Annotated in this window: 19 protein-coding genes; 11 read left to right on the top strand and 8 right to left on the bottom strand. The window is 61.4% G+C overall.

All coding sequences use genetic code 11. From position 1 onward, the window contains the following. Positions 1-8 precede the first annotated feature (8 nt). From AACW87_RS00590 to AACW87_RS00575, 4 genes are all read left to right on the top strand, one after another. Positions 9-992: an alpha-ketoacid dehydrogenase subunit beta gene (locus AACW87_RS00590; protein WP_241326287.1), complete on the top strand. Its 984-nt coding sequence runs from the start codon at positions 9-11 to the stop codon at positions 990-992. After that, positions 989-2,089 carry a dihydrolipoamide acetyltransferase family protein gene (locus tag AACW87_RS00585; RefSeq protein WP_241326286.1) on the top strand — a complete coding sequence of 367 codons (1,101 nt, stop codon included), beginning with the start codon at positions 989-991 and terminating at the stop codon, positions 2,087-2,089. Before AACW87_RS00590 ends, AACW87_RS00585 begins: the two co-directional genes overlap by 4 nt. Before the next feature lie 205 nt (positions 2,090-2,294). Beyond that, positions 2,295-2,504 (top strand): cold-shock protein, encoded by a 210-nt coding sequence (locus AACW87_RS00580; protein ID WP_005331438.1) that lies wholly within the window; start codon positions 2,295-2,297, stop codon positions 2,502-2,504. A gap of 106 nt (positions 2,505-2,610) precedes the next feature. Further along, positions 2,611-2,916, top strand: coding sequence for a hypothetical protein (locus tag AACW87_RS00575; RefSeq protein WP_241326285.1), 306 nt, complete (start codon positions 2,611-2,613; stop codon positions 2,914-2,916). On the opposite strand, the gene AACW87_RS00570 is transcribed toward AACW87_RS00575, so the two are convergent. Next, positions 2,903-3,151, bottom strand: coding sequence for a TIGR02647 family protein (locus AACW87_RS00570; RefSeq protein ID WP_005320240.1), 249 nt, complete (start codon positions 3,149-3,151; stop codon positions 2,903-2,905). The two genes, AACW87_RS00575 and AACW87_RS00570, sit on opposite strands and share 14 nt — an antisense overlap. 251 nt (positions 3,152-3,402) lie before the next feature. On the opposite strand from AACW87_RS00570, the gene AACW87_RS00565 reads away from it, so the two are divergent. Together AACW87_RS00565 and AACW87_RS00560 are read left to right on the top strand one after the other, a co-directional pair. After that, positions 3,403-3,960: a hypothetical protein gene (locus tag AACW87_RS00565; RefSeq protein ID WP_241326284.1), complete on the top strand. Its 558-nt coding sequence runs from the start codon at positions 3,403-3,405 to the stop codon at positions 3,958-3,960. Positions 3,961-4,054: 94 nt separating this feature from the next. Then, on the top strand, positions 4,055-4,447 hold the full coding sequence (locus tag AACW87_RS00560; protein WP_042036410.1) for a DUF2750 domain-containing protein: 393 nt from the start codon (positions 4,055-4,057) through the stop codon (positions 4,445-4,447). A 127-nt stretch (positions 4,448-4,574) separates the two neighbouring features. Here the strand turns inward: AACW87_RS00560 and AACW87_RS00555 are convergent, their stop codons facing one another. The 5 genes from AACW87_RS00555 to AACW87_RS00535 form a co-directional block, all read right to left on the bottom strand. Next, the gene (locus tag AACW87_RS00555; RefSeq protein WP_241326324.1) at positions 4,575-6,425 is read right to left on the bottom strand and encodes an extracellular solute-binding protein; all 1,851 of its coding nucleotides are present in this window, start codon (positions 6,423-6,425) and stop codon (positions 4,575-4,577) included. Positions 6,426-6,557: 132 nt separating this feature from the next. Continuing rightward, the gene (locus AACW87_RS00550; RefSeq protein ID WP_241326283.1) at positions 6,558-7,451 is read right to left on the bottom strand and encodes an EamA family transporter; all 894 of its coding nucleotides are present in this window, start codon (positions 7,449-7,451) and stop codon (positions 6,558-6,560) included. 141 nt (positions 7,452-7,592) lie between these two features. Further along, entirely contained in the window at positions 7,593-8,339 is a 747-nt protein-coding gene (locus tag AACW87_RS00545) for a DeoR/GlpR family DNA-binding transcription regulator (RefSeq protein WP_241326282.1), read from the bottom strand. 95 nt (positions 8,340-8,434) lie between these two features. Then, entirely contained in the window at positions 8,435-10,867 is a 2,433-nt protein-coding gene (locus AACW87_RS00540; protein WP_241326281.1) for a formate C-acetyltransferase/glycerol dehydratase family glycyl radical enzyme, read from the bottom strand. A gap of 4 nt (positions 10,868-10,871) precedes the next feature. Then, a complete protein-coding gene (locus AACW87_RS00535; RefSeq protein WP_241326280.1) occupies positions 10,872-11,768 on the bottom strand; it encodes a glycyl-radical enzyme activating protein in 897 nt (298 codons plus the stop codon). A 128-nt stretch (positions 11,769-11,896) separates the two neighbouring features. Here AACW87_RS00535 and fsa point away from each other — a divergent pair, with 128 nt between their 5' ends. Continuing rightward, entirely contained in the window at positions 11,897-12,547 is a 651-nt protein-coding gene (fsa, locus tag AACW87_RS00530) for a fructose-6-phosphate aldolase (protein ID WP_043137560.1), read from the top strand. Positions 12,548-12,656: 109 nt separating this feature from the next. Then, a complete protein-coding gene (locus tag AACW87_RS00525; RefSeq protein ID WP_241326279.1) occupies positions 12,657-12,845 on the top strand; it encodes a hypothetical protein in 189 nt (62 codons plus the stop codon). Here the strand turns inward: AACW87_RS00525 and AACW87_RS00520 are convergent. Then, complete coding sequence (locus AACW87_RS00520; protein WP_098983477.1) at positions 12,842-14,038, bottom strand: HD-GYP domain-containing protein; 1,197 nt, start codon at positions 14,036-14,038, stop codon at positions 12,842-12,844. The two genes, AACW87_RS00525 and AACW87_RS00520, sit on opposite strands and share 4 nt — an antisense overlap. Positions 14,039-14,211: 173 nt before the next feature. On the opposite strand from AACW87_RS00520, the gene rsuA reads away from it, so the two are divergent. Next, positions 14,212-14,904 carry a 16S rRNA pseudouridine(516) synthase RsuA gene (gene rsuA, locus AACW87_RS00515; RefSeq protein ID WP_043137550.1) on the top strand — a complete coding sequence of 231 codons (693 nt, stop codon included), beginning with the start codon at positions 14,212-14,214 and terminating at the stop codon, positions 14,902-14,904. 138 nt (positions 14,905-15,042) lie between these two features. On the opposite strand, the gene AACW87_RS00510 is transcribed toward rsuA, so the two are convergent. Further along, positions 15,043-15,942: a DMT family transporter gene (locus tag AACW87_RS00510; RefSeq protein WP_241326278.1), complete on the bottom strand. Its 900-nt coding sequence runs from the start codon at positions 15,940-15,942 to the stop codon at positions 15,043-15,045. Positions 15,943-16,182: 240 nt separating this feature from the next. Between AACW87_RS00510 and AACW87_RS00505 the strand changes: the two genes are divergently transcribed. Together AACW87_RS00505 and yfcE are read left to right on the top strand one after the other, a co-directional pair. Beyond that, complete coding sequence (locus tag AACW87_RS00505) at positions 16,183-17,820, top strand: peptide ABC transporter substrate-binding protein (protein WP_241326277.1); 1,638 nt, start codon at positions 16,183-16,185, stop codon at positions 17,818-17,820. A gap of 10 nt (positions 17,821-17,830) precedes the next feature. Then, on the top strand, positions 17,831-18,373 hold the full coding sequence (yfcE, locus tag AACW87_RS00500; RefSeq protein ID WP_241326276.1) for a phosphodiesterase: 543 nt from the start codon (positions 17,831-17,833) through the stop codon (positions 18,371-18,373). Positions 18,374-18,428: the final 55 nt, after the last annotated feature.

Here is an 18,428-nt window from a genome sequence, read left to right as displayed (position 1 = left end):
GAGGCTGCATGAGTGAAATGACACTGCTCGAGGCGATCAATCTGGCGCTGCATCACGAGATGGAGCACGACCCCGATGTGGTGGTGCTCGGTGAGGACGTGGGGGTCAACGGCGGGGTGTTTCGCGCCACCGTCGGTCTGCGCGACAAGTTTGGTTTCAAGCGGGTGATCGACACGCCGCTGGCCGAGGGACTGATTGCCGGGGTGGCGGTCGGCATGGCGACCCAGGGGCTCAAGCCGGTGGCCGAGTTCCAGTTTCAGGGCTTCATCTTCCCCGGCATGGAGCAGATCATCTGCCAGGCGGCGCGGATGCGTAACCGCACCCGTGGCCGTCTCTCCTGTCCCATCGTTTACCGCTCTCCCTATGGCGCCGGCATCCACTCGCCGGAGCACCACAGCGAGAGCGTCGAGGCCCTGTTTGCCCATATTCCGGGCCTGCGGGTGGTGATCCCCTCCAGTCCGAGACGGGCCTATGGCTTGCTGCTCTCGGCCATTCGCGCCCCGGATCCCGTGATGTTCTTCGAGCCTGATCGCATCTATCGCTCCATGAAGTCGGACGTGGTGGATGACGGTGTCGGACTGCCGCTGGACGTCTGCTTTACCCTGCGGCCAGGACGGGATATCACAGTGGTCGCCTGGGGGGCCTGCATCCAGGAGGTGATGCGAGCGGCGAGCCTGCTGGCTGAGCAGGATATCCAGTGTGAAGTGCTGGATCTTGCCACCATCAAGCCGCTGGACATGGAGAGCATTCTGGCCTCGGTGCGCAAGACGGGCCGTCTGCTGGTGGTGCATGAGGCGTGCGGCAGCTTCGGGGTGGGCGCCGAGATAGTGGCGCGGGTGACCGAGGAGGCGTTGACCTCCCTCAAGGCACCGCCCAAGCGCCTCACCGGGGTGGATGCCGCCGTGCCCTACTACCGCAACGAAGAGTATTACCTCATCACCGAGCAGGATATCGCGGACGCAGCGCATCAGCTGATGGAGAAGTGGCTATGAAATTTTTCAAATTACCGGATCTGGGCGAAGGCTTGGCCGAGGCCGAGATAGTCGAATGGAAGGTGAGCGCCGGCGATACGGTGAGTGTCGATCAGGTGTTGTTGTCGGTAGAAACCGCCAAGGCTCTGGTGGATGTGCCCTCGCCGGTGGCGGGGGTGATCGCCAGGTTGTGCGGGCAGGAGGGAGACATACTCCACATAGGCGCGCCGCTGGTGGAGTTCGAAGGGGGCGAGGATGACGGCACAGTCGTGGGCAAGGTCAGTGCCCATCAGCAGCATATCGAGGATCACTTCGTGGTGGGTGCCATAGCCCCGGGGGGCAGCCTGGTACAGGCCATGCCTGCCGTGCGTCTGCTGGCGCAAAAATTGGGGCTGGACATAGACCGGATCAAGGGCAGTGGCAGCGCCGGCATGGTGACAGAGCAGGATGTGCAGGCGGCATTCGAGGCTCAGCAAAGCAGCGGCAACGAATTCCTCAAGGGTTCGCGCCGGGCCATGGCCAAGGCGATGGCGCTCTCCCATCAGACTGTGGTGCCGGTCAGCATCACCGACGAGGTGGATCTGCGTCACTGGCGGCCGGATGAGGATGTGACGGTACGCCTCATCAAGGCCATAGGCATCGCCTGTCGTGCCGAGCCCTCCATGAACGCCTGGTTTGACGGCGATACGCTCTCAAGGCGGCTGTTCAGCGAGGTCAACGTCGCCATTGCGGTGGATTCCCGGCATGGGCTCTATGTGCCCGTGATGGAGAACGTGGCTGAGCGGGAGGGGGCAGACATCCGGCAGGGGCTGGATCGCATGATCGCCGATGTGAAGGCGCGCGCCGTGCCGCGGGAGATGCTGCAGGGGGCGACCATCACCCTCACCAACTTCGGTGCCATCGCCGGCCGCTATGCCAGCCCGATAGTGACGCCACCTCAGGTGGCCATCATAGGCGCCGGCAAGTTGTTCGAGAAGGTGGTGTTCATCCACGGAGAGGCTCGTCCGGTCAGGGCACTGCCATTGTCGATGACGTTTGACCACAGAGCCTGCACCGGCGGCGAGGCTGCACGCTTCCTCAAGGTACTGGTTCAGGCACTGGAAGCACCCGCGCTATAAACCCTTGTGCCCTGCCGTCGGCAGGGCACAAATTTGTTTGCGTAATCCCCAAAGCCACGTATAATCTAAACCAGCTTGAAAGGGCGAAAGTTATGTCAATGAATATGATGTTTTACATCTTTTCCTGTTGTTCATAAGTTAATCCCGTTTTTGAGCTTTATCCGCTGAAAAGCATAAGTAATTATTTTGAATACAGGTTATAGATATGTCTAACATGATCACCGGTACCGTTAAGTTTTTCAACGAAACCAAAGGTTTTGGCTTCATCCAGCAAGAAAACGGCCCGGACGTTTTCGTTCACTTCAGCGCTATCAGCGGTAACGGTTTCCGTACCCTGGCTGAAGGTCAGCGCGTACAGTTCTCCGTGACCCAAGGTCAGAAAGGCCCGCAGGCTGAGAACGTAACTGCTCTGTAATTCTTACAGAATTTAAGAAAGCCGTGGTACCTCTGGTTCCACGGCTTTTTGTTTATGGGTACATTTTAGACTTGTATCGATTTCACTTTCGCCGCCATATCTCACCATGACCCCATCACTCTTGCTGGCCGCCAGCCTGCTCATCTCCACCAATACCCAGGCTCAGAATGTTTTTGCCACCGAAGCGAAAGCCGTGTGTCAGCAGTTTGTACAAGTTCGCCTGGGAAGCACAATTGTGCCCGATGAGATCAAGGCGCAGCCTTTGCCGAAACGGGAAGGCGAATGGATGGTCGATGGCAAAATAAAAGGACCCGAAGGTCCTTTGCTGTTTGCCTGTCTGTTGCGGCAGGGCTCGCGCTGGGAGTTGCTCAACTTTTCACTCTGGGCCCCGCAGGCGATCAAAGCGGTTTGAGTGCGACTATCAGATGCTGCAGATGCTCAACCATGGTCATGCCAAAAGGAGTCAGGTAGCCGCCATCTTCTGCGCTGATGAGACCTTGCTGATGAAGGCGTACTGCCGCCTGGCACAGCTCGTCGGACATGTCACTGCGCAACTTGATCCCCAGGCTCATGTTGGCCGGATCAAAGCATGCCAGTATTTTCAAGTCGTTTACAAAGTCGTTAGAAATCTGGTCGATCCCAATCATGAATGCACTCCTTACGCTAAAGATGTATGCAAACTAGCATTCCCGGATCCACTTTAGTGGGCGCTGGTTCAAACTATTGGGCTTTCTCTGGCGCCACCCTGCCTGAACGCTGTTTTTTTGGGCATTGCCCTCCGATTTGAGCCGTGAAAATGTGAGTCCGCTTGCTAGCGTTCAAACATGATAGGATAGGGCCCTCCTTTGTCTTTCTGGCCGAGCACAGCATATCGGCCTTCCAGTTCAAGGCGCCCCTCATGGTAAAGATCACGCTAGTATCACTGCTTCACTCTCTTGGCCCCCGTTTCCCTGTTTATCCCACCTCCCTGTTGCTGCCGCTGCTCGACCAGCATCAGGGCGATATCTGGCTGCCCGCGATCAAGGGCGCTGATGTGGCTGCCTTGCGTCAGCATGGCAAGGGGGCGGCTGCGCAAACCCTGGCGTCGCTGACGGCGGGCTGGTGTGACTTTGCCGCCAGCGATGTCGGGGCGACCCCCGAGCTGGATGCCCTTGCGAACTATGACACCGAGATGATGGACAACCTGCTGATGTACTGGCATAGCCCGGCCAAGATAAACAGCCCGATCACCGATAACCTGTTCGAGCTGCGCCGCGAGGTAGTGGACGAGGCCCACGGCAGCAAACTGGCCAGCGCCTGGGAGCAGCAACAGCAGTTGCGGTTCGAGCAGATCATGCAGGGTGTGCAGGCGGGACGGGATCAACTCTGCTTCGTCGAGGTGGAATCTGCCTACTGGTTGCGCCAGCGTTGCTGCGAGACGGTGGAGATCACTCTGGTGACGCCTGAGCTGGGCTGATATCGCCGAAAAATAGGTGACCGATCTCTCATACTGGACAAGCTGCCGGCAAGATGTGAACATGGCGCCCTTTATTGAAAGAGAGACTTGGCCAATGAGCTATGAATTGAGCGAAACCGAGCGCAATGCTGCGCTGCAACTGAACGCCGACTACCGCTACGAGCACTTCATCAGCAAGCTGGTCGAGCACGAAGAGCTGTTCGTCCTGACCGACGAGCACGGCGTCATGATGCTGACCACAGACGATGAAGATTGCATCCCGGTATGGCCGCACCCCGAGTACGCCCAGGCGTGGGCCGAGGGTGAGTGGGCCGAGTGCAAGCCGCAATCCATCACCCTCAAGGTGTGGTTGGAGCGCTGGGTCGACGGCATGGAGCAGGACGAGCTGTGTGTTGCCGTGTTCCCGACCCCGGATCAGGAAGGCATAGTGCTGGAGCCGGCCGACGTGGCCGACGCCATTGCCGAGAAGCAGGCCAAGCGCGCCTGATCGCTCCTGAGCTTCCTTTGCGACCCTGGTTGCAATAAAAAGACCCCGCCAACGTGCGGGGTCTTTTGTTTTCGGCCCCGATGGGCTGTGTCCTTTTGGGGACTAGGCCATGACAGGGCGAGCCGCCTCAGCGCTGCTGGTAGCTTGTGTCTGTCAGGGTGACGGCGGGGAAGGTCTTGCCGCTCTCGATGGCCGCCCTGGTTTCTGCCTTCGCCTGCTCGTCAATCCAGAACTGGCCGCCATAGCTGTAGCCGCTATTTCCGCCATCGAGGGGCCAGTAGAGCAGCTCGCTCTTGGGGGGCGCCGGCACCTTGGGCAGTTTTATCCAGCGCCAGGCCCCTTCCCGGGTATAGGGCACCTGATAGGCGGGCACGAAGCTGGCCAGCTCATAGAGCCGCTGCTGGATCTGCCGTGACAGGGCCGCCTTTTTGGCAAAATCGAACTCCTTGTCGTACTGCTCCACCAGTGCCGTGATGGCCCCGTCATCTATGTTCATGATGTTGTTGGTCTGGGGCTTGTTGGCATTGACCTTGTGAAAATGCTCCCAATAGGCGGGATAGCGGCCGGAGCTCCAGCCCATCCAGGCACTCTGGTGCTTCTTCTCCAGCATGGACTTGAAGCCGGCCGAGGCATCCATCAGGTTGAGTTCGAGATTGAGCCCCGCCTTCTTGGCCTCTTCTCGCAGCAGGGTGAGGCGTTGGGCATGCTCCGCAATGGTGTAGGTGATGCTCAGGGTCAGCGGCTGCCCCCGCTCGTTTTGCAGGGTGCCGTCCGGTCCTGCGTTGGTGAAACCGGCCTTGGCGAAGTAGTTGCGCGCAAGTTGGGGATCGAACGGGCGAGCCTTGAGCTCAGTGTTGGTGAAGGCGCCCTGGCCAGATCCATAGCTGTTGAGGCGCTGGTAATCCCCTCGCAACAGGGTGGCGAGCATCTTGTCGAGGTTGAGGGCATGCTGGATGCCGAGCCGCACATTGATATCCTTCAGCAGCGGGTCGGCTGTGTTGAGATAGAGTCCCATGGGGGATTGGGGGGTCTGGTTGTAGAACCAGCGCCGCTCGATATAACCCTTCTCGAACTCGGCGGTTTTGGTCTTGTCGTGCCACCAGTTGGGCATGACCAGCGGGAAGGTATCCAGCTCGCCGCGCAAGAAATGCTGCCAGGCGATGTTCTGATCCCGCAGTACCTTGATTTCTATCTTGTCCGGATTGAAGCGGTGCTGGAGGTAGCGTTCATCGTTGCCCCACCAATCCTGGATCCGCACCAAGCTGACCGACTTGCCCTTCTTCACCTCGCCGAGCTGATAGGGGCCCGTGACCGGCAATATCTTCCAGTTGTACTCCTTGACCCAGTTGGCGGTGAGCTTGATGGCGTGGCTCGGCTCAGGGCTGAACGGCAAGGATTCCAGCAGATCCTGGCGGCTCTTCTCGCTGCCGCTGGTGATGGCCAGGGTGCGGTCATCGAAGCGGGTCACGTCGGTTATCTGGGTGCTGTAGTAGTTGTTGTACCAGGGGTCGCTTATCTCCTTGCTGCGCATCATCTTGAGGGTAAACACCCAGTCACCGGCGGTGACGGGCTGGCCATCCGACCAGCGCGCCTTGGGGTTGATGCGAAAGTAGAGCGTCTTGTTGTCGGCACCGAAGGCCCACTCGTTTGCCAGCATGGGCATGGGGTTGCCAGTGACTGGATGGGTGCTCAGCAGCGGCAGGTTGGTCTCCCTGACATAACCGGCAAATCCGCCGTTGGAGTCGGGGCCGAATTTGCGCAGGGTCAGGGGAAAGCTGGTCATAAAGGTGTGGAAGGTGCCGCCCCGTTTGGCGGCCGGATCGGCGTAGACAGGATCCGCGTTGTTGCTCTCCCACTTGAGATCCGCAGGCAGGCTGGCGCTCCAGCCAAGCGGGCTCCAGCACAGGATCAGGGTGATGGCGGCAGTACGAATAAGGGATGGGACCGGGCTCACCCCGGCTGAGGCTGTCGATGGCATATCCATGCTCTCTCCTGATGGTCTGCTTCCTGCAGGTCACGCTCTGGTGACGCCAGTCCCGATGGGGACTGGCTCATGATGGAAATTTTCCCCAGCCGGGTCAATGGCGGGCGGAAAATAACCGGGTGACCATCAAGGTGCCGTCTCTTGCTTGAACCAGCGCAGCCGGCCACCCAGCAGATGGACCACGAAGCCGAGCAGCACCAGGCCGGAGCCCAGCCACTGCAAGGGGGTCGGGTGTTCGTCGAGCAGCAGGGCAGCCGCCACCATGCCGACACAGGGCACCAGCAGGGAGAGCGGCGCCACCTGCGCCACCGGATAGCGCATCAGCAGCCGCCCCCACAGGCCGTAACCCAGCCAGGTGGCGACAAAGGAGAGATAGAGCACACACAAGAGCCCCTGCCAGCTGAAGTTGAGCAGGCTGCTGGCAATCAGCGCCGGCCCTTCGAACAACCAGGAGAGCGCGAAGAAGGGCGCTATGGGCACCAGACCGCCCCAGGCGATAAGGCTCGGTAATGGTGTTTGATAACGCAGCCCAATCTGGCGGTTGATGACGTTGCCAAGGCCCCAGCAGGCGGCCGCGCACAGCGTCAGCACGAAGCCGATCAGGGTCAGGTTACCCTCGCCATGGGTGGCGATGAGATAGAGGCCTGCCCCCGCCAGCGGCAGCGCCACCCAGTGGTGGGGCTGCCAGCGCTCCCCCAGCCAGAGCATGGCGAACAGCAGGGTGAACACCACCTGGGATTGCAGTACCAGCGAGGCCATGCCTGCGGGCATGCCGAACTTCATGGCGCAAAAGAGGAAGGCAAACTGACCCAGGCTGATGGCGCCGCCATAGGCCAGCAGCCAGCGCCAGGGCATGGCGGGTCTTGGCACCAGCAAGATGGCGGGAAAGACCACGCCTACGAAGCGCAGCGCCCCCAGCAGCAGCGGTGGTATCCCCTCCAGCCCCCACTTGATCGCCACGAAGTTGAGTCCCCAGCAGAGGATGACCAGGGCGGCCAGACACTTATCCTTGGTTTGCATTCAGCTTCCTTGTCATCAGAGGAATGGCGATCCGCATTGCGCGGGCGGATCGGCAAGGGGACGAGCATACCCTTGAGAGGGTGGCTGGCGTCAAGCCGCCAGGCGGGGCATGGCTTTAGGCTGCGAGCCGCAATGACAGGTTCAGGCGGTGACGCAATGCAGGGTTATGCCGCGAGCCGCGATGGCAGCCAGCATGGGGGCGGGCAGGGCATCGTCGGTGACCAGCACGCCGATCTGACCCGGTGTGCCAAGCTGGCTGGGGTGGATGGCGCCAAACTTGCTGCTGTCGGTGATGACCACATTGGTCATCCCCTTGGCCAGCACGCTGTTGACCACGTCGGCCCGCATCATGTCGCGGCTGGTAAAGCCCACCTCGGGGTGAAAACCATCGACCCCGATGAAGGCCTTGGAGAAGTGCACCTGCTCGATACAGAGGCGCGTCAGCGGCCCCACCACGCTCTCGCTCTGGTGCTGGAACAGACCGCCGAGCAGTACCACCTGGGCCGGCGTGTCCTTGAGCAGATGGGCGATATAGCTGCTGATGGTGATGATGGTGACCCGTTTGTGCAGGGCCAGGTGGCGGGCCAGCATGGCGTTGGCGCTGCCCCCTTCGATAAAGACAGTCTCGCCGTCTTCCACCAGCTGGGCGGCCCGCTCGGCGAGGCGCTCCTTGAGCAGGTAGTTGATGTTCATCCGGGCATCCGGATCATCGGTCTCCAGCGCCATGGCCGAGCCGTGCACCCGCTTGAGCAACCCCTGTTTCTCCAGCGCTGTGAGATCGTTGCGCACCGTTACCTCTGACACCCCCGTGTGGCGGGACAGCTCGGCCACGCTCATCTTGCGAGCCTGATGGACCAGAGTGAGGATCAGTTGGTGGCGTGGATTCATGGTGCGCTCGCATGCAAGGTGGTGGATAGCGGCAAGCCACCCGTGGGGTGGCTTGCCAATCATATGACGTCACAGGCGCCATGGAGAGGGCCCCGTCAGAGACTGTGCTCGGTGCGGGCGATGATATCATCTTGCGCATCCGGGGATAAGGCGGTGAAGAAGGCCGAATAGCCCGCCACCCGCACCACCAGGTCCCGGTACTGATCCGGATGGGCCTTGGCCGCCAGCAGTGTCTCCCGCGAGACTATGTTGTACTGCACGTGCCACCCCTTGTGCACCTCGAAGAAGGTGCGCAGCAGGCTCATCAGCTTGGTTTTGTCCCGCTCGTTTTCAAGGCTGGCCGGACTCAGCTTCTGGTTGAGCAGCACGCCACCGAGAATGGCCGCCGTGGGCAGCTTGCCGATGGAGTTGAATACCGCCGTGGGCCCGAGGCGATCCGAGCCCGAGGAGGGACTGGCCCCTTCCGCCAGCGGGGTGCGGGCGTGGCGGCCATCCGGGGTGGCCAGGGTGGCCGCACCAAACGGCACGTTGGCCGAGATGGAGGAGGTGCCTGCATAGTAGGTGCCGCCGATGGGGCCACGGCCGAAGCGGGTGTTGTGCAATCCCTTCAGCTCGTCGATGTAGCTCTGGTAGGCCTGCACCAGCAGCATGTCCACCTCGTCCAGATCGTTGCCATATTTGGGGGCCGCATGGGTGAGGCTCTGGCGCAGCTGCTCTCCTGCCAGTCCTGCAAAGTCCTGCTCCAGCGCGGCAGCCAGCTCGCGCTGATCCACCACGCCCTGCTCGAACACCAATTTTTTAAGGGCTGCCAGGCTGTTGCCCAGGTTGGCTATCCCCACCTGCAGGCCGGAGACCCAGTCATAGACGGCGCCCCCCTCCTTGATGGTCTTGCCGCGCTCGATGCAGTCATCCACTAGCGTGCTGCAAAGGATGTCGTGGGCCTGCGCCTCCAGCACGCTGTCGACCACGCAGTCGATCTCGATGGACTTGCGGGTGAAGTAGCGCACCTGCTCGTCCCAGCGGGCCATCACCTCGTCAAAGTGGCCAAAGGTTCCTTCCCGCAGCGACTGGGATTGGGGCAGGAATACCTTGCCTGTGGTGGCATCGCGGCCGCCATCGAGGGCCGCCAGCAGGATGCGGGCGAAGTTGATGAAGCTCATGCCGGTGCAGCGGTAGCCCCACTTGCCGGGCACTGCGGTCTCGATGCAGCCGATGGCGGCGTAGTGGTGGGCATCCTCCACGCTCACCCCGAGCTTGATGAACTCGGGGATCACCACCTCGTCGTTGTTGAAGGCGGGCATGCCAAAGCCGCAGCGGATCACCTGAATGCAGGCGTCGAGGAAATCCTCGCTCATTCGTGCGTGGTAGCGCACCGAGAGGTTGGGCTGGGTAGAGCGCAGCTGGCCGCAGGACTCCAGAATCGCGTAAGAGAGACCGTTGACTGCGTCGTGGGCTTTCCCATCGCGCCAGTTCTGGCCGCCTATGGTGACGTTCTGGTAGAGGGGGCTGCCGGCGGAGGCCTTGGAGTGGGTGCCTGAGCGGATCTTGTTCACCTCCAGCAACTTCAGCCAGCACCCTTGCAGCAGTTCGATGGCGCGGGGGCGTGACAGGGATCCTGACAGTTCCACCTCGCGGCGATACCAGGGGTAGAGGTATTGATCCATCCGGCCAAACGACACCGAGTGGCCGTTGGATTCGATCTGCAGGATGAGCTGGATGAAGTAGCAGAGCTGCAGCGCCTGCCAGAAAGTCTCGGGGGGCTGGTGGGCTATGTGGGCGCAGTTCAGCGCCATGGTTTCAAGCTCGCTTCGGCGCTCGGGGCCCGGCTCTATCGTGGCCATGTCACGGGCAAGAGTAGCGTAGCGCCCGATATGATCGCTGACCGCCTCCAGGGTGATGGCGACGGCATGCAGAAACTGCTCGCGCTGCAGATCGGCCCAATCCGCCAGATCCAGCCGACTGCGCCGCTCGGCCACCTTGGCCTTGAAGTCATCGAGACCCAGCGTGAGCAACTCGTCGTAGTTGACCGCGAGGTGGGCATCCCCCGAGGTCATGTTGCCCTCGGCCTTGATGATGCCGCTCTCCAGCAGTGCTTTCTGCTCGTCGGTAAAGAGGCCGAAGCAGCGATCCTGCACCGTCTGGCCGCGCCAGAAGGGGGTGAGGGCGTGGATGATCTCCTTGTCGGTTTCGCTCACCGCAAAACCGGCGCCGGGTCTGTCTGCCAGCTCGTCGATCTCCTTCTCAATCCAGCTCACAGTGTATTCGGGGAAGAGCGGCGCCGCCCGCACCTGACTGGCCTGATTGCCGACGATGAGCTCCTCGTGCTTGATCCAGATGGTGCGTTCCTTGAGGTGATGAGCCAGCGCCAGGGCGCGGCGCACCGGCAGCGGCCGGGCGAGGTGAGCCTGATAGGCTTGCGTGTAGTGGCGGGCTCGCTCGGTGCAGACCGGCGGCTGAACGATGTGGATCAGGCTCTCTTTGTGGGCGCGGATCCGCAGGCTGAGGCTATTGAGGTCGAGCTGGGTCATGATCTTATCCTCTGGTCACAGGGGTCAGTCCCTGACGTTGGGCGTATGCGTGGGCAAAGCTGAGTAAATCGGGGTCGTCGAGCTGTGTGTCCGGCGCCAGATAGGGCAGATCCAGCAGGGCATATTTGCCCATCCCCAGAGTGTGGTAGGGGAGGAAGTGGATCTCCTGCACAGTGCCGAAGCTGGCGGCGGTATCGGTGATGGCTTCGATGGATTCGCGGTCGGCATTGAAGCCGGGAATGAGCGGCACCCGGATCTGCATGGGCACGCCGCGCTCGGCGAGGCGTTTGAGGTTAGCGATGGGCAACTCCACCTTGCCGCGGGTCCAGTTGAAGAAACGCGCTTTATCCACGTGTTTGAGATCCGCCAGCACCAGATCCAGATAAGGGAGGCTTGGCTCAATCTGATGCCAGGGCACATGCAGGCAGCTCTCGACCGCAGTGTGCAGCCCTTGTGCCTTGCAGCGGGCCAGCAGGGCGGCGGCAAAGTCGGGCTGCATAAAAGGCTCGCCACCGGAGAGGGTGACGCCACCGCCGCTGCGCTCGAAGAAGGGGCGATCCCGCAGTATGGTGTCCATCAGGGTGTCCAGCGTTTCATCCCGGCCACACACCTGCAGCGCTTCGCTCGGGCAGAGGCCGCGCAGCCGTTCCATGTCCTCGGCATTGAGGGCTGAACGGGTGAGCTGGATGCCCTCGCTGTCACGCAAGATTGCCGGACAGGTCTGGCTGCAGAGCCGGCATCCCTCGATGCACTGGCGCCGGTCGAGTAGTATGTCCGGCTTGGGAGAGCGGCTTTCCGGGTTTTGACACCACAGACAGGCCAGCGAGCACCCCTTGAGAAACACCAGGGTGCGAATGCCGGGGCCATCGTGAGTTGAATATCGTTGCAGGTCGAAAATCATACCGCCTCCTTTTGTTTTTTCATTCTATTTACTTTCATTCGAAAGTTGATTTGATTTCGATCAAGCAATTCGCAGATGTTTTGTCGCTAGAATGGCGACATATTGAACATCCCGTTAAGGAGTTAGAGATGGAGCTGTATCTCGATACCGCCGATGTGGCGGCAGTGCGTCGCTGGTCACGGATCCTGCCGTTGGCCGGTGTGACCACCAATCCTTCCATTACTGCCGCCGGGGGATTGCCGCTCAAGGCGCTGCTGCCCGCCCTGCGTGACGTGCTGGGCCCCAAGGCGCGACTGTTTGCCCAGGTGATGGCCAAAACCGAGACAGAGATGGTGCGCGAGGCGTTCGCCCTGCGTGAGCTGGACCCGGATCTGGTGATCAAGATCCCGGTATGTGAGGAGGGGCTGGCGGCGATCAAGAGCCTGACCGCCAACGGCGTGCCGACTCTGGGCACGGCTGTCTACACCCCGCTGCAGGGTTGGCTGGCGGCTGTGGCTGGCGCTGAATATGTCGCCCCTTATGTCAACCGGCTGGATGCTCAGGGTGGCGATGGCATAGCCACGGTGCAGGAATTGCAACAGCTGCTGGCGCTGCATGCGCCGAACAGCAAGGTGCTGGCGGCCTCCTTCCGTACCCCGCGCCAGGCGCTTGACTGCCTGCTGGCCGGTTGCCAGTCCATCACGCTGCCGCTCGACGTGGCCGAGCAGTTGCTGAAGGTACCTGCGGTGGATGCGGCATTGGCGAAGTTTGATCAGGATTGGCAGCGGGCCTTTGCCTGAGGTCAGCGGCCGGATTGAGGGAGCCTAGAGGAGGGGCGGCGGGCGGACTAAGCTATAAGAGACAACCCGGTGTGACGGGCTGATGTCGATGGCTTACCGGAGGTGCCTCATGAGCGACCATACCCTGCTGCCCCATGGTGAAGATCTGCGCCGCGCCGTGCGCTGGCTCAGCGAGCACCATCAACACGACATCCGGGCCATCGAAGAGGCCTGCATCCGTTTTGACCTGTCACCGCTGGATGAGGAGTTTCTCATCCAGCATTGTGTCGAACGGTCCCGGCAGGGGAGCACCAACTAGACGAAGTTGGCGAGGCTGATGCCGAACTCCTTGGGATCGACCGTGCTTTCTATGCTCTCCTGTACTCCCGACTTCGCCAGATCCAGCCACTGCACCTCGAGGTAGTGGCGCTGGGTGGCGTGATAGATCACCTTCACCACCGGCTTGAGCGGCTCATGAGGATTGCGCTGCATGACGATGGCCAGCCGCTGGTTGGAGAGTTGAACCAGAGTTCCCACTGGATAGACCCCCATGCACTTGATGAACTTGGTCACCAGCCCCCGATCGAAATGGTGGTCGGCCCCCTTGAGCAGGATCCGGAATGCCTGGGTCGGCTGCATTCCCTGTTTGTAGACCCGATCCGCCGTCACGGCGTCGTAGACGTCGACAATGCCGCTCATGCGGGTATGGAGGGAGAGCTGATCTCCCTTGAGGTGGCGGGGGTAACCCGTGCCATCGAGCCGCTCGTGGTGATTGGCGGCGACTTCCAGCATGGTGGCCGTGATACCGGGGGTATGGCTGAGGATGTCGTAACTGTGCACCACGTGCTGGCGCATCACGGTGAACTCTGCATCGGTCAGCTTGCCCGGTTTGTTGAGCACCTCGTCCGGGGTCATGATCTTGCCCACATCGTGCAGCAGGCCCCCCAGCGTCAGCTCTTTGAGCACGCTGCGATCCAGGTCCAGATAGCGGCCGAAGTTGGCCAGCAGTATGGCCACGTTCATGGAGTGCTCCATCAGGTAGGCATCCTTGGCGCGGATCCTGGCCAGGCAGAGCATGGCATCGCCGTGGGTGAACATGGTGTCCACCATCTCTTCGGCCACCGCCGCCAGCGGCGTGATGTCGATGGGCTCACCCGCCTTGAGCTGACGGATGAACTTGCCCTGCAGCTCACGGGCTTCCTGATAGAGACGGCGGATCTTGAGTTCACGACCCTCGCCGTTGGCACTGCCTGCCGGGCGTTGGGATGACGCGGACAAGGCGGCCGGGTCGGGGGAGATGATCTGCTCTATGCCGGCCAGCTTGCTGCGGGCAAGATCCACGCGCACCGTGAGCACACCGCGCCGGACCAGATCATCGATCTGCTGACGGGTGGTAACCAGCCCCATCTGGGCAATCTCCATGCCGCCTGTCTGGCTGATGATGGCGATCACATACATGCCGGCTTGCAGCTGGTTGACGGGAATGACGGGATGAGGAGTGTGCGACTTCATACGGCTTCCTGACTTTATTATTATGCGTAACGTTAGGCCCTCTGCAGGCAGTCTAACACCCGCGCCGGGCTTCGTCATGACGACATGGTCTGCATCGCCACCGCTTAGTGCTGGAGTTGTTGGCCTCGGCCTATATAATGGCGCCCCTTTATTGATGGACTCTGAGGTTGTGCATGCGGCTCGATAAATTTCTTTGCGATTGTTCCGATTTGACCCGGTCCCTGGCGGGCAAGCTGATCCGGCAGGGAGAGGTCACGGTGGACGGCATAGTGGTCAAACAACCCGCTTTCCACATCAACGAGCAGAGCCAGGTCGAATTTGACGGCGTCACGCTGACGCTGGATCAGCGCAATCGCTACTTCATGCTGCACAAACCGGAAGGGTACGTCTGCTCCAACGAGGACCCGGATCACCCGACCGTCTTCTTCCTGATGGATGAACCCGCCATGGGCAAGCTGCACGTGGTTGGCCGACTGGATCTCGACACCACGGGTCTGGTGCTGGTCACCGACGATGGCAAATGGTCCCACCGCATCACCTCGCCGCGCCATGAGTGTGCCAAGACCTACCACGTCTGGCTGGCCGACCCCGTGCATCAGGATGCCATCTCCTTGTTTGCCGATGGTGTCTTCCTGCGCAACGAATCCGAGAAGACCCGTCCCGCCCAGCTGGAAATTCTGGGTGAGTGCGAGGCCCGCCTCACCATCCATGAAGGCAAGTATCATCAGGTAAAGCGGATGTTTGCCTCCATCGGCAACAAGGTGGTGGGACTGCATCGGGAGCAGATCGGTACACTGGTGCTGGATGACGCGCTGGCACCGGGCGAATACCGCGAGCTGACGGCCGAGGAAATCGCCCAGTTCTAGTCACCCGACCCGGCCATCAAGAGTCGATTAGGGCGCCATGGGGTTAATCGAACCCATGGGCAAAACTTGGTCGCAGGCTCGATTGGCTAAGCGTATTCGGACGAGAGTGTCCAACCCCTGCGTTGACGTCGAGCCGTCTTACCCGGCTCCCAGCACCATGATCGTCCCCAGGGTGGCCAGCAGGGCGCCCGCCCAGGCCGCCAGCGAAGGGCGCTGGCCCGAGTGCCACCACAGCAGGGGCAGCAGAATGACAGGGGTGGTGGAGGAGAGGATCGCCACCATGCCGACGTCTCCCTGACGCAAGGCAACCAGGATCAGCGTCATCCCCATGGCCATCGCCAGGAAGCCGTTGATGCCAATCATCCCCAACACCTGACGGTTGATGGGGTTGTGCGGCAGTGACAGCGGCACCCGCAGCGCCCGCAAGGTGCAGTGGGCCAACAGGGCGCTGCCCATGCGGATGCCGGAGGCGCTCACCGCATCCACGCTGCCGCCCATCATCACGGGCTTGGCGATGATGGCGCCCAGGCTTTGGCAGAAGGCGGCCGTCAGACCCAGACCTATGCCGATGGCGAGATGCCCGCGCACCTGTTCCCACTCGTTGTGCTGATTGCCGCCACGCCGGCCGAACAAAATGGCGAGCATGACGCCGGCAAACACCAGCAAGGCCCCCACCAGTCGCCAGCCACCGAGCTGCTCGCCAAACAACCAGAGGCCGAGCAGGGCGGAGAAGAGGGCATGGCAGGAGAACAACAGGCCGCTGCGCCTGGGGCCCAGTCGGTTCATGCAGGCAAACAGGGCGGTATCGCCGACGAAGATGCCGATAAGGCCCGACAATGCCAGCAGGGGCAGGGCGCTCTCGGTGAGAGATTGCCAGCCGCCGGTGGCGAGGCTGACGGAGCCCAGCATCAGGCTGACCAGAAACATGCGCCAGCGACTGTAGGCAAACGCCCCCAGGTGACGGGCCGGTTTGACGGAGATCAGGGCCGCCACTGCCCACAAACTGGCCGCCGCCAGCGCCAGCCACTCATACCCCATAACAACTCCTGAAAATGTAGCTAAATCGAAAGACGCATCAGGCCGTTACCGGCGACAGCCATTCGCACTTCATAAAAAACTACAGAAAAAAATAGCCCGAAAGACTCCATCTCTTGAGCAAGCCCGATACAATACGGGGCGTCTTCGGGGATAACAAGCGCAGCATCATGCATTCGTATTCAGGCGCGCTGCCGGCCTTCCCCCTTCTTGAAATAAAGTGAATTGAACGAGGTTTATGTCATGGTTTTGTGCCCCGCTTCCCGGCCAGCCCGTCGCTGGCTCTCTCCCTTGCTGCTGGGTCTGTTGATGGCCCCTTCATTGCAGGCCACCACTGTGTCCCAGGAGCCCGCGTTGTCGGACCGCCAGACCCTGGTCAAGGGCAACGGTGCCGAGCCGGAATCCCTCGATCCGGCCCAGATCCGCTCCGGTTTTCCGGGCGAGGTCGTGCTGGTGGACTTGTTCGAGGGGCTGGTGAGCGAAGATGGCCAGGGCAAGATAGTGCCGGCCCAGGCCCAGCGCTGGGAGACCAGCGAGGATGGGCTGGTGTGGCGCTTCTTCCTGCGCCCGCAGCTCAAGTGGTCCAACGGCGAGCCGCTCGGCGCGCAGGACTTTGTCTATGCCTGGCGGCGACTGCTGGATCCGGCGCAGGGCTCACCTTCCGCCGGGCTGCTGCTGGCGACCGGCATCAACAATGCCCAGTCCATCTACGCAGGGGCGCTGGATCTCAATACCCTGGGGGTGGAGGCCGAGAGCGAGCAGATCCTGAAAGTGACCCTGGAGCGGCCGGTGCCCTATTTCCTGCAGCTGATAAGCCAGCGTCCCTTCGTGCCGGTCAACGAGAAGGCCATCAACCAGTTTGGCAAGCAGTGGACCCAGCCAGGCAAGCTGGTCAGCAATGGCGCCTACAAGCTGGTGAACTGGGTGCCCAACGAGCGCATCGAGGCGGAGCGCAACGTCCAGTATTGGGACGATGCCCACACCCGGATCCAGCGGGTCACCTATCTGCCGCTTGCCTCCCAGCACGCCGAGCGGCTGCGTTACGAGGCGGGCGAGATCCAGCTCACCAACAAGGTGGCGCTGGAGTATTACCAGAAGACCAAGGAGGCGACCCCCGAGCGGATCTGGGGCCTGCCGCTGCTCGGCACCTATCTCTATACCTTCAACCTGCGTCGCCCCGAGCTGCAGGATGTGCGGGTGCGCCAGGCGCTGGCCATGACCATAGACCGCCATTTGTTGACCGAGAAGGTCAGCGGCCAGGGTGAACAAGCCGCCTGGTCACTGCTGCCCACCATGCCTAGCTATGAGGCGCTGAGTTCGCCGCTGGCCTTGCAGGATCAGCCGACCCGGCTGGCCAGGGCGAGCGCCCTGCTGGCACAGGCAGGTTACAACAGCGCGCATCCCCTCAAGCTGACACTGACCTACAACACCTCGGAGAATCACAAGAAGCTGGCACTGGCGGTGGCGGCCATGTGGAAGCCGCTGGGGGTGGAGGTGGCGCTCAACAACATGGAGTGGAACGCCTATCAGGTGGCCAAAGACAGCGGGGACTTCATGCTGGCCCGCTCCTTCCTGTTCGGGGATTACGTGGAGCCCTCGTCCATGCTCAACAGCTTCCGTTGCCAGGATCCCCAGAACGAGAGCGGCTACTGCAATCCGGCCTTTGACGGTCTGTTGCAACAGGCCTCGGAGACCCTGGATGGTAACGTCAGGACCGGGCTCTACCGTCAGGCCGAGCAGTTGCTGATGGACGAGATGCCTGCCATTCCCGTCTATCACTACAACCAGATGCGGTTGGTGGATCCCACCCTGCGTGGCCTGCCCGTTCAGAATCTCAAGGGGGCGATCGCCACCAAGGATCTCTATTTCAGCCAGCCGTGAGGAGCGTGTGATGAAGATTGCCATTATTTCGGACCTGCACGGCAGCCTGAGTGCCCTGGAGCAGGTACTTGACCAGCTTGCCGCCTGGCAGCCGGATCACTACCTGTTGCTCGGCGATGTGCTCAACCACGGCCCGCGCAACCCGGTCCCGCCGGGTTATGCCCCTGCCGCCGTGGCCGAGCGGCTCAATCAGCTGGCGCCGCAGGTCATGGCGGTGCGTGGCAATTGCGACTCGGAAGTGGATCAGATGCTGCTGGATTTTCCCATGATGGCCCCCTACAACCAGTTGCTGGTGGATGGCCGGCGCTGGTTTGTCAGCCATGGTCATCTCTATCGCCCGGAAGCGGTGCCGCTGCCGGCAGGCAGTCTGTTCATCAGCGGCCATACCCATATGCCCGTATTGCAGCGGGAAGGGGAGCTGGTGCTGATGAATCCGGGATCCATCTGTTTTCCACGGGGAGAGCTGGCGGCAACCTATGGCCGCTATGAAGACGGGGTATTGAGCATCCATGCCTGTGCAGATAGCGAGGCCTTGCTGCGTCTGACCTTGTAAGGTGTGTGACGAAGGCGCGGATCAGGGATGGCAGTGAGGATAAACTGGAAGCGGA

The sequence above is a fragment of the Aeromonas sp. MR7 genome, from assembly GCF_963899385.1.
In the GTDB taxonomy this organism is placed as follows: Bacteria; Pseudomonadota; Gammaproteobacteria; order Enterobacterales; family Aeromonadaceae; genus Aeromonas; species Aeromonas bestiarum.
This window is presented reverse-complemented; position numbering and strand designations above follow the sequence as displayed.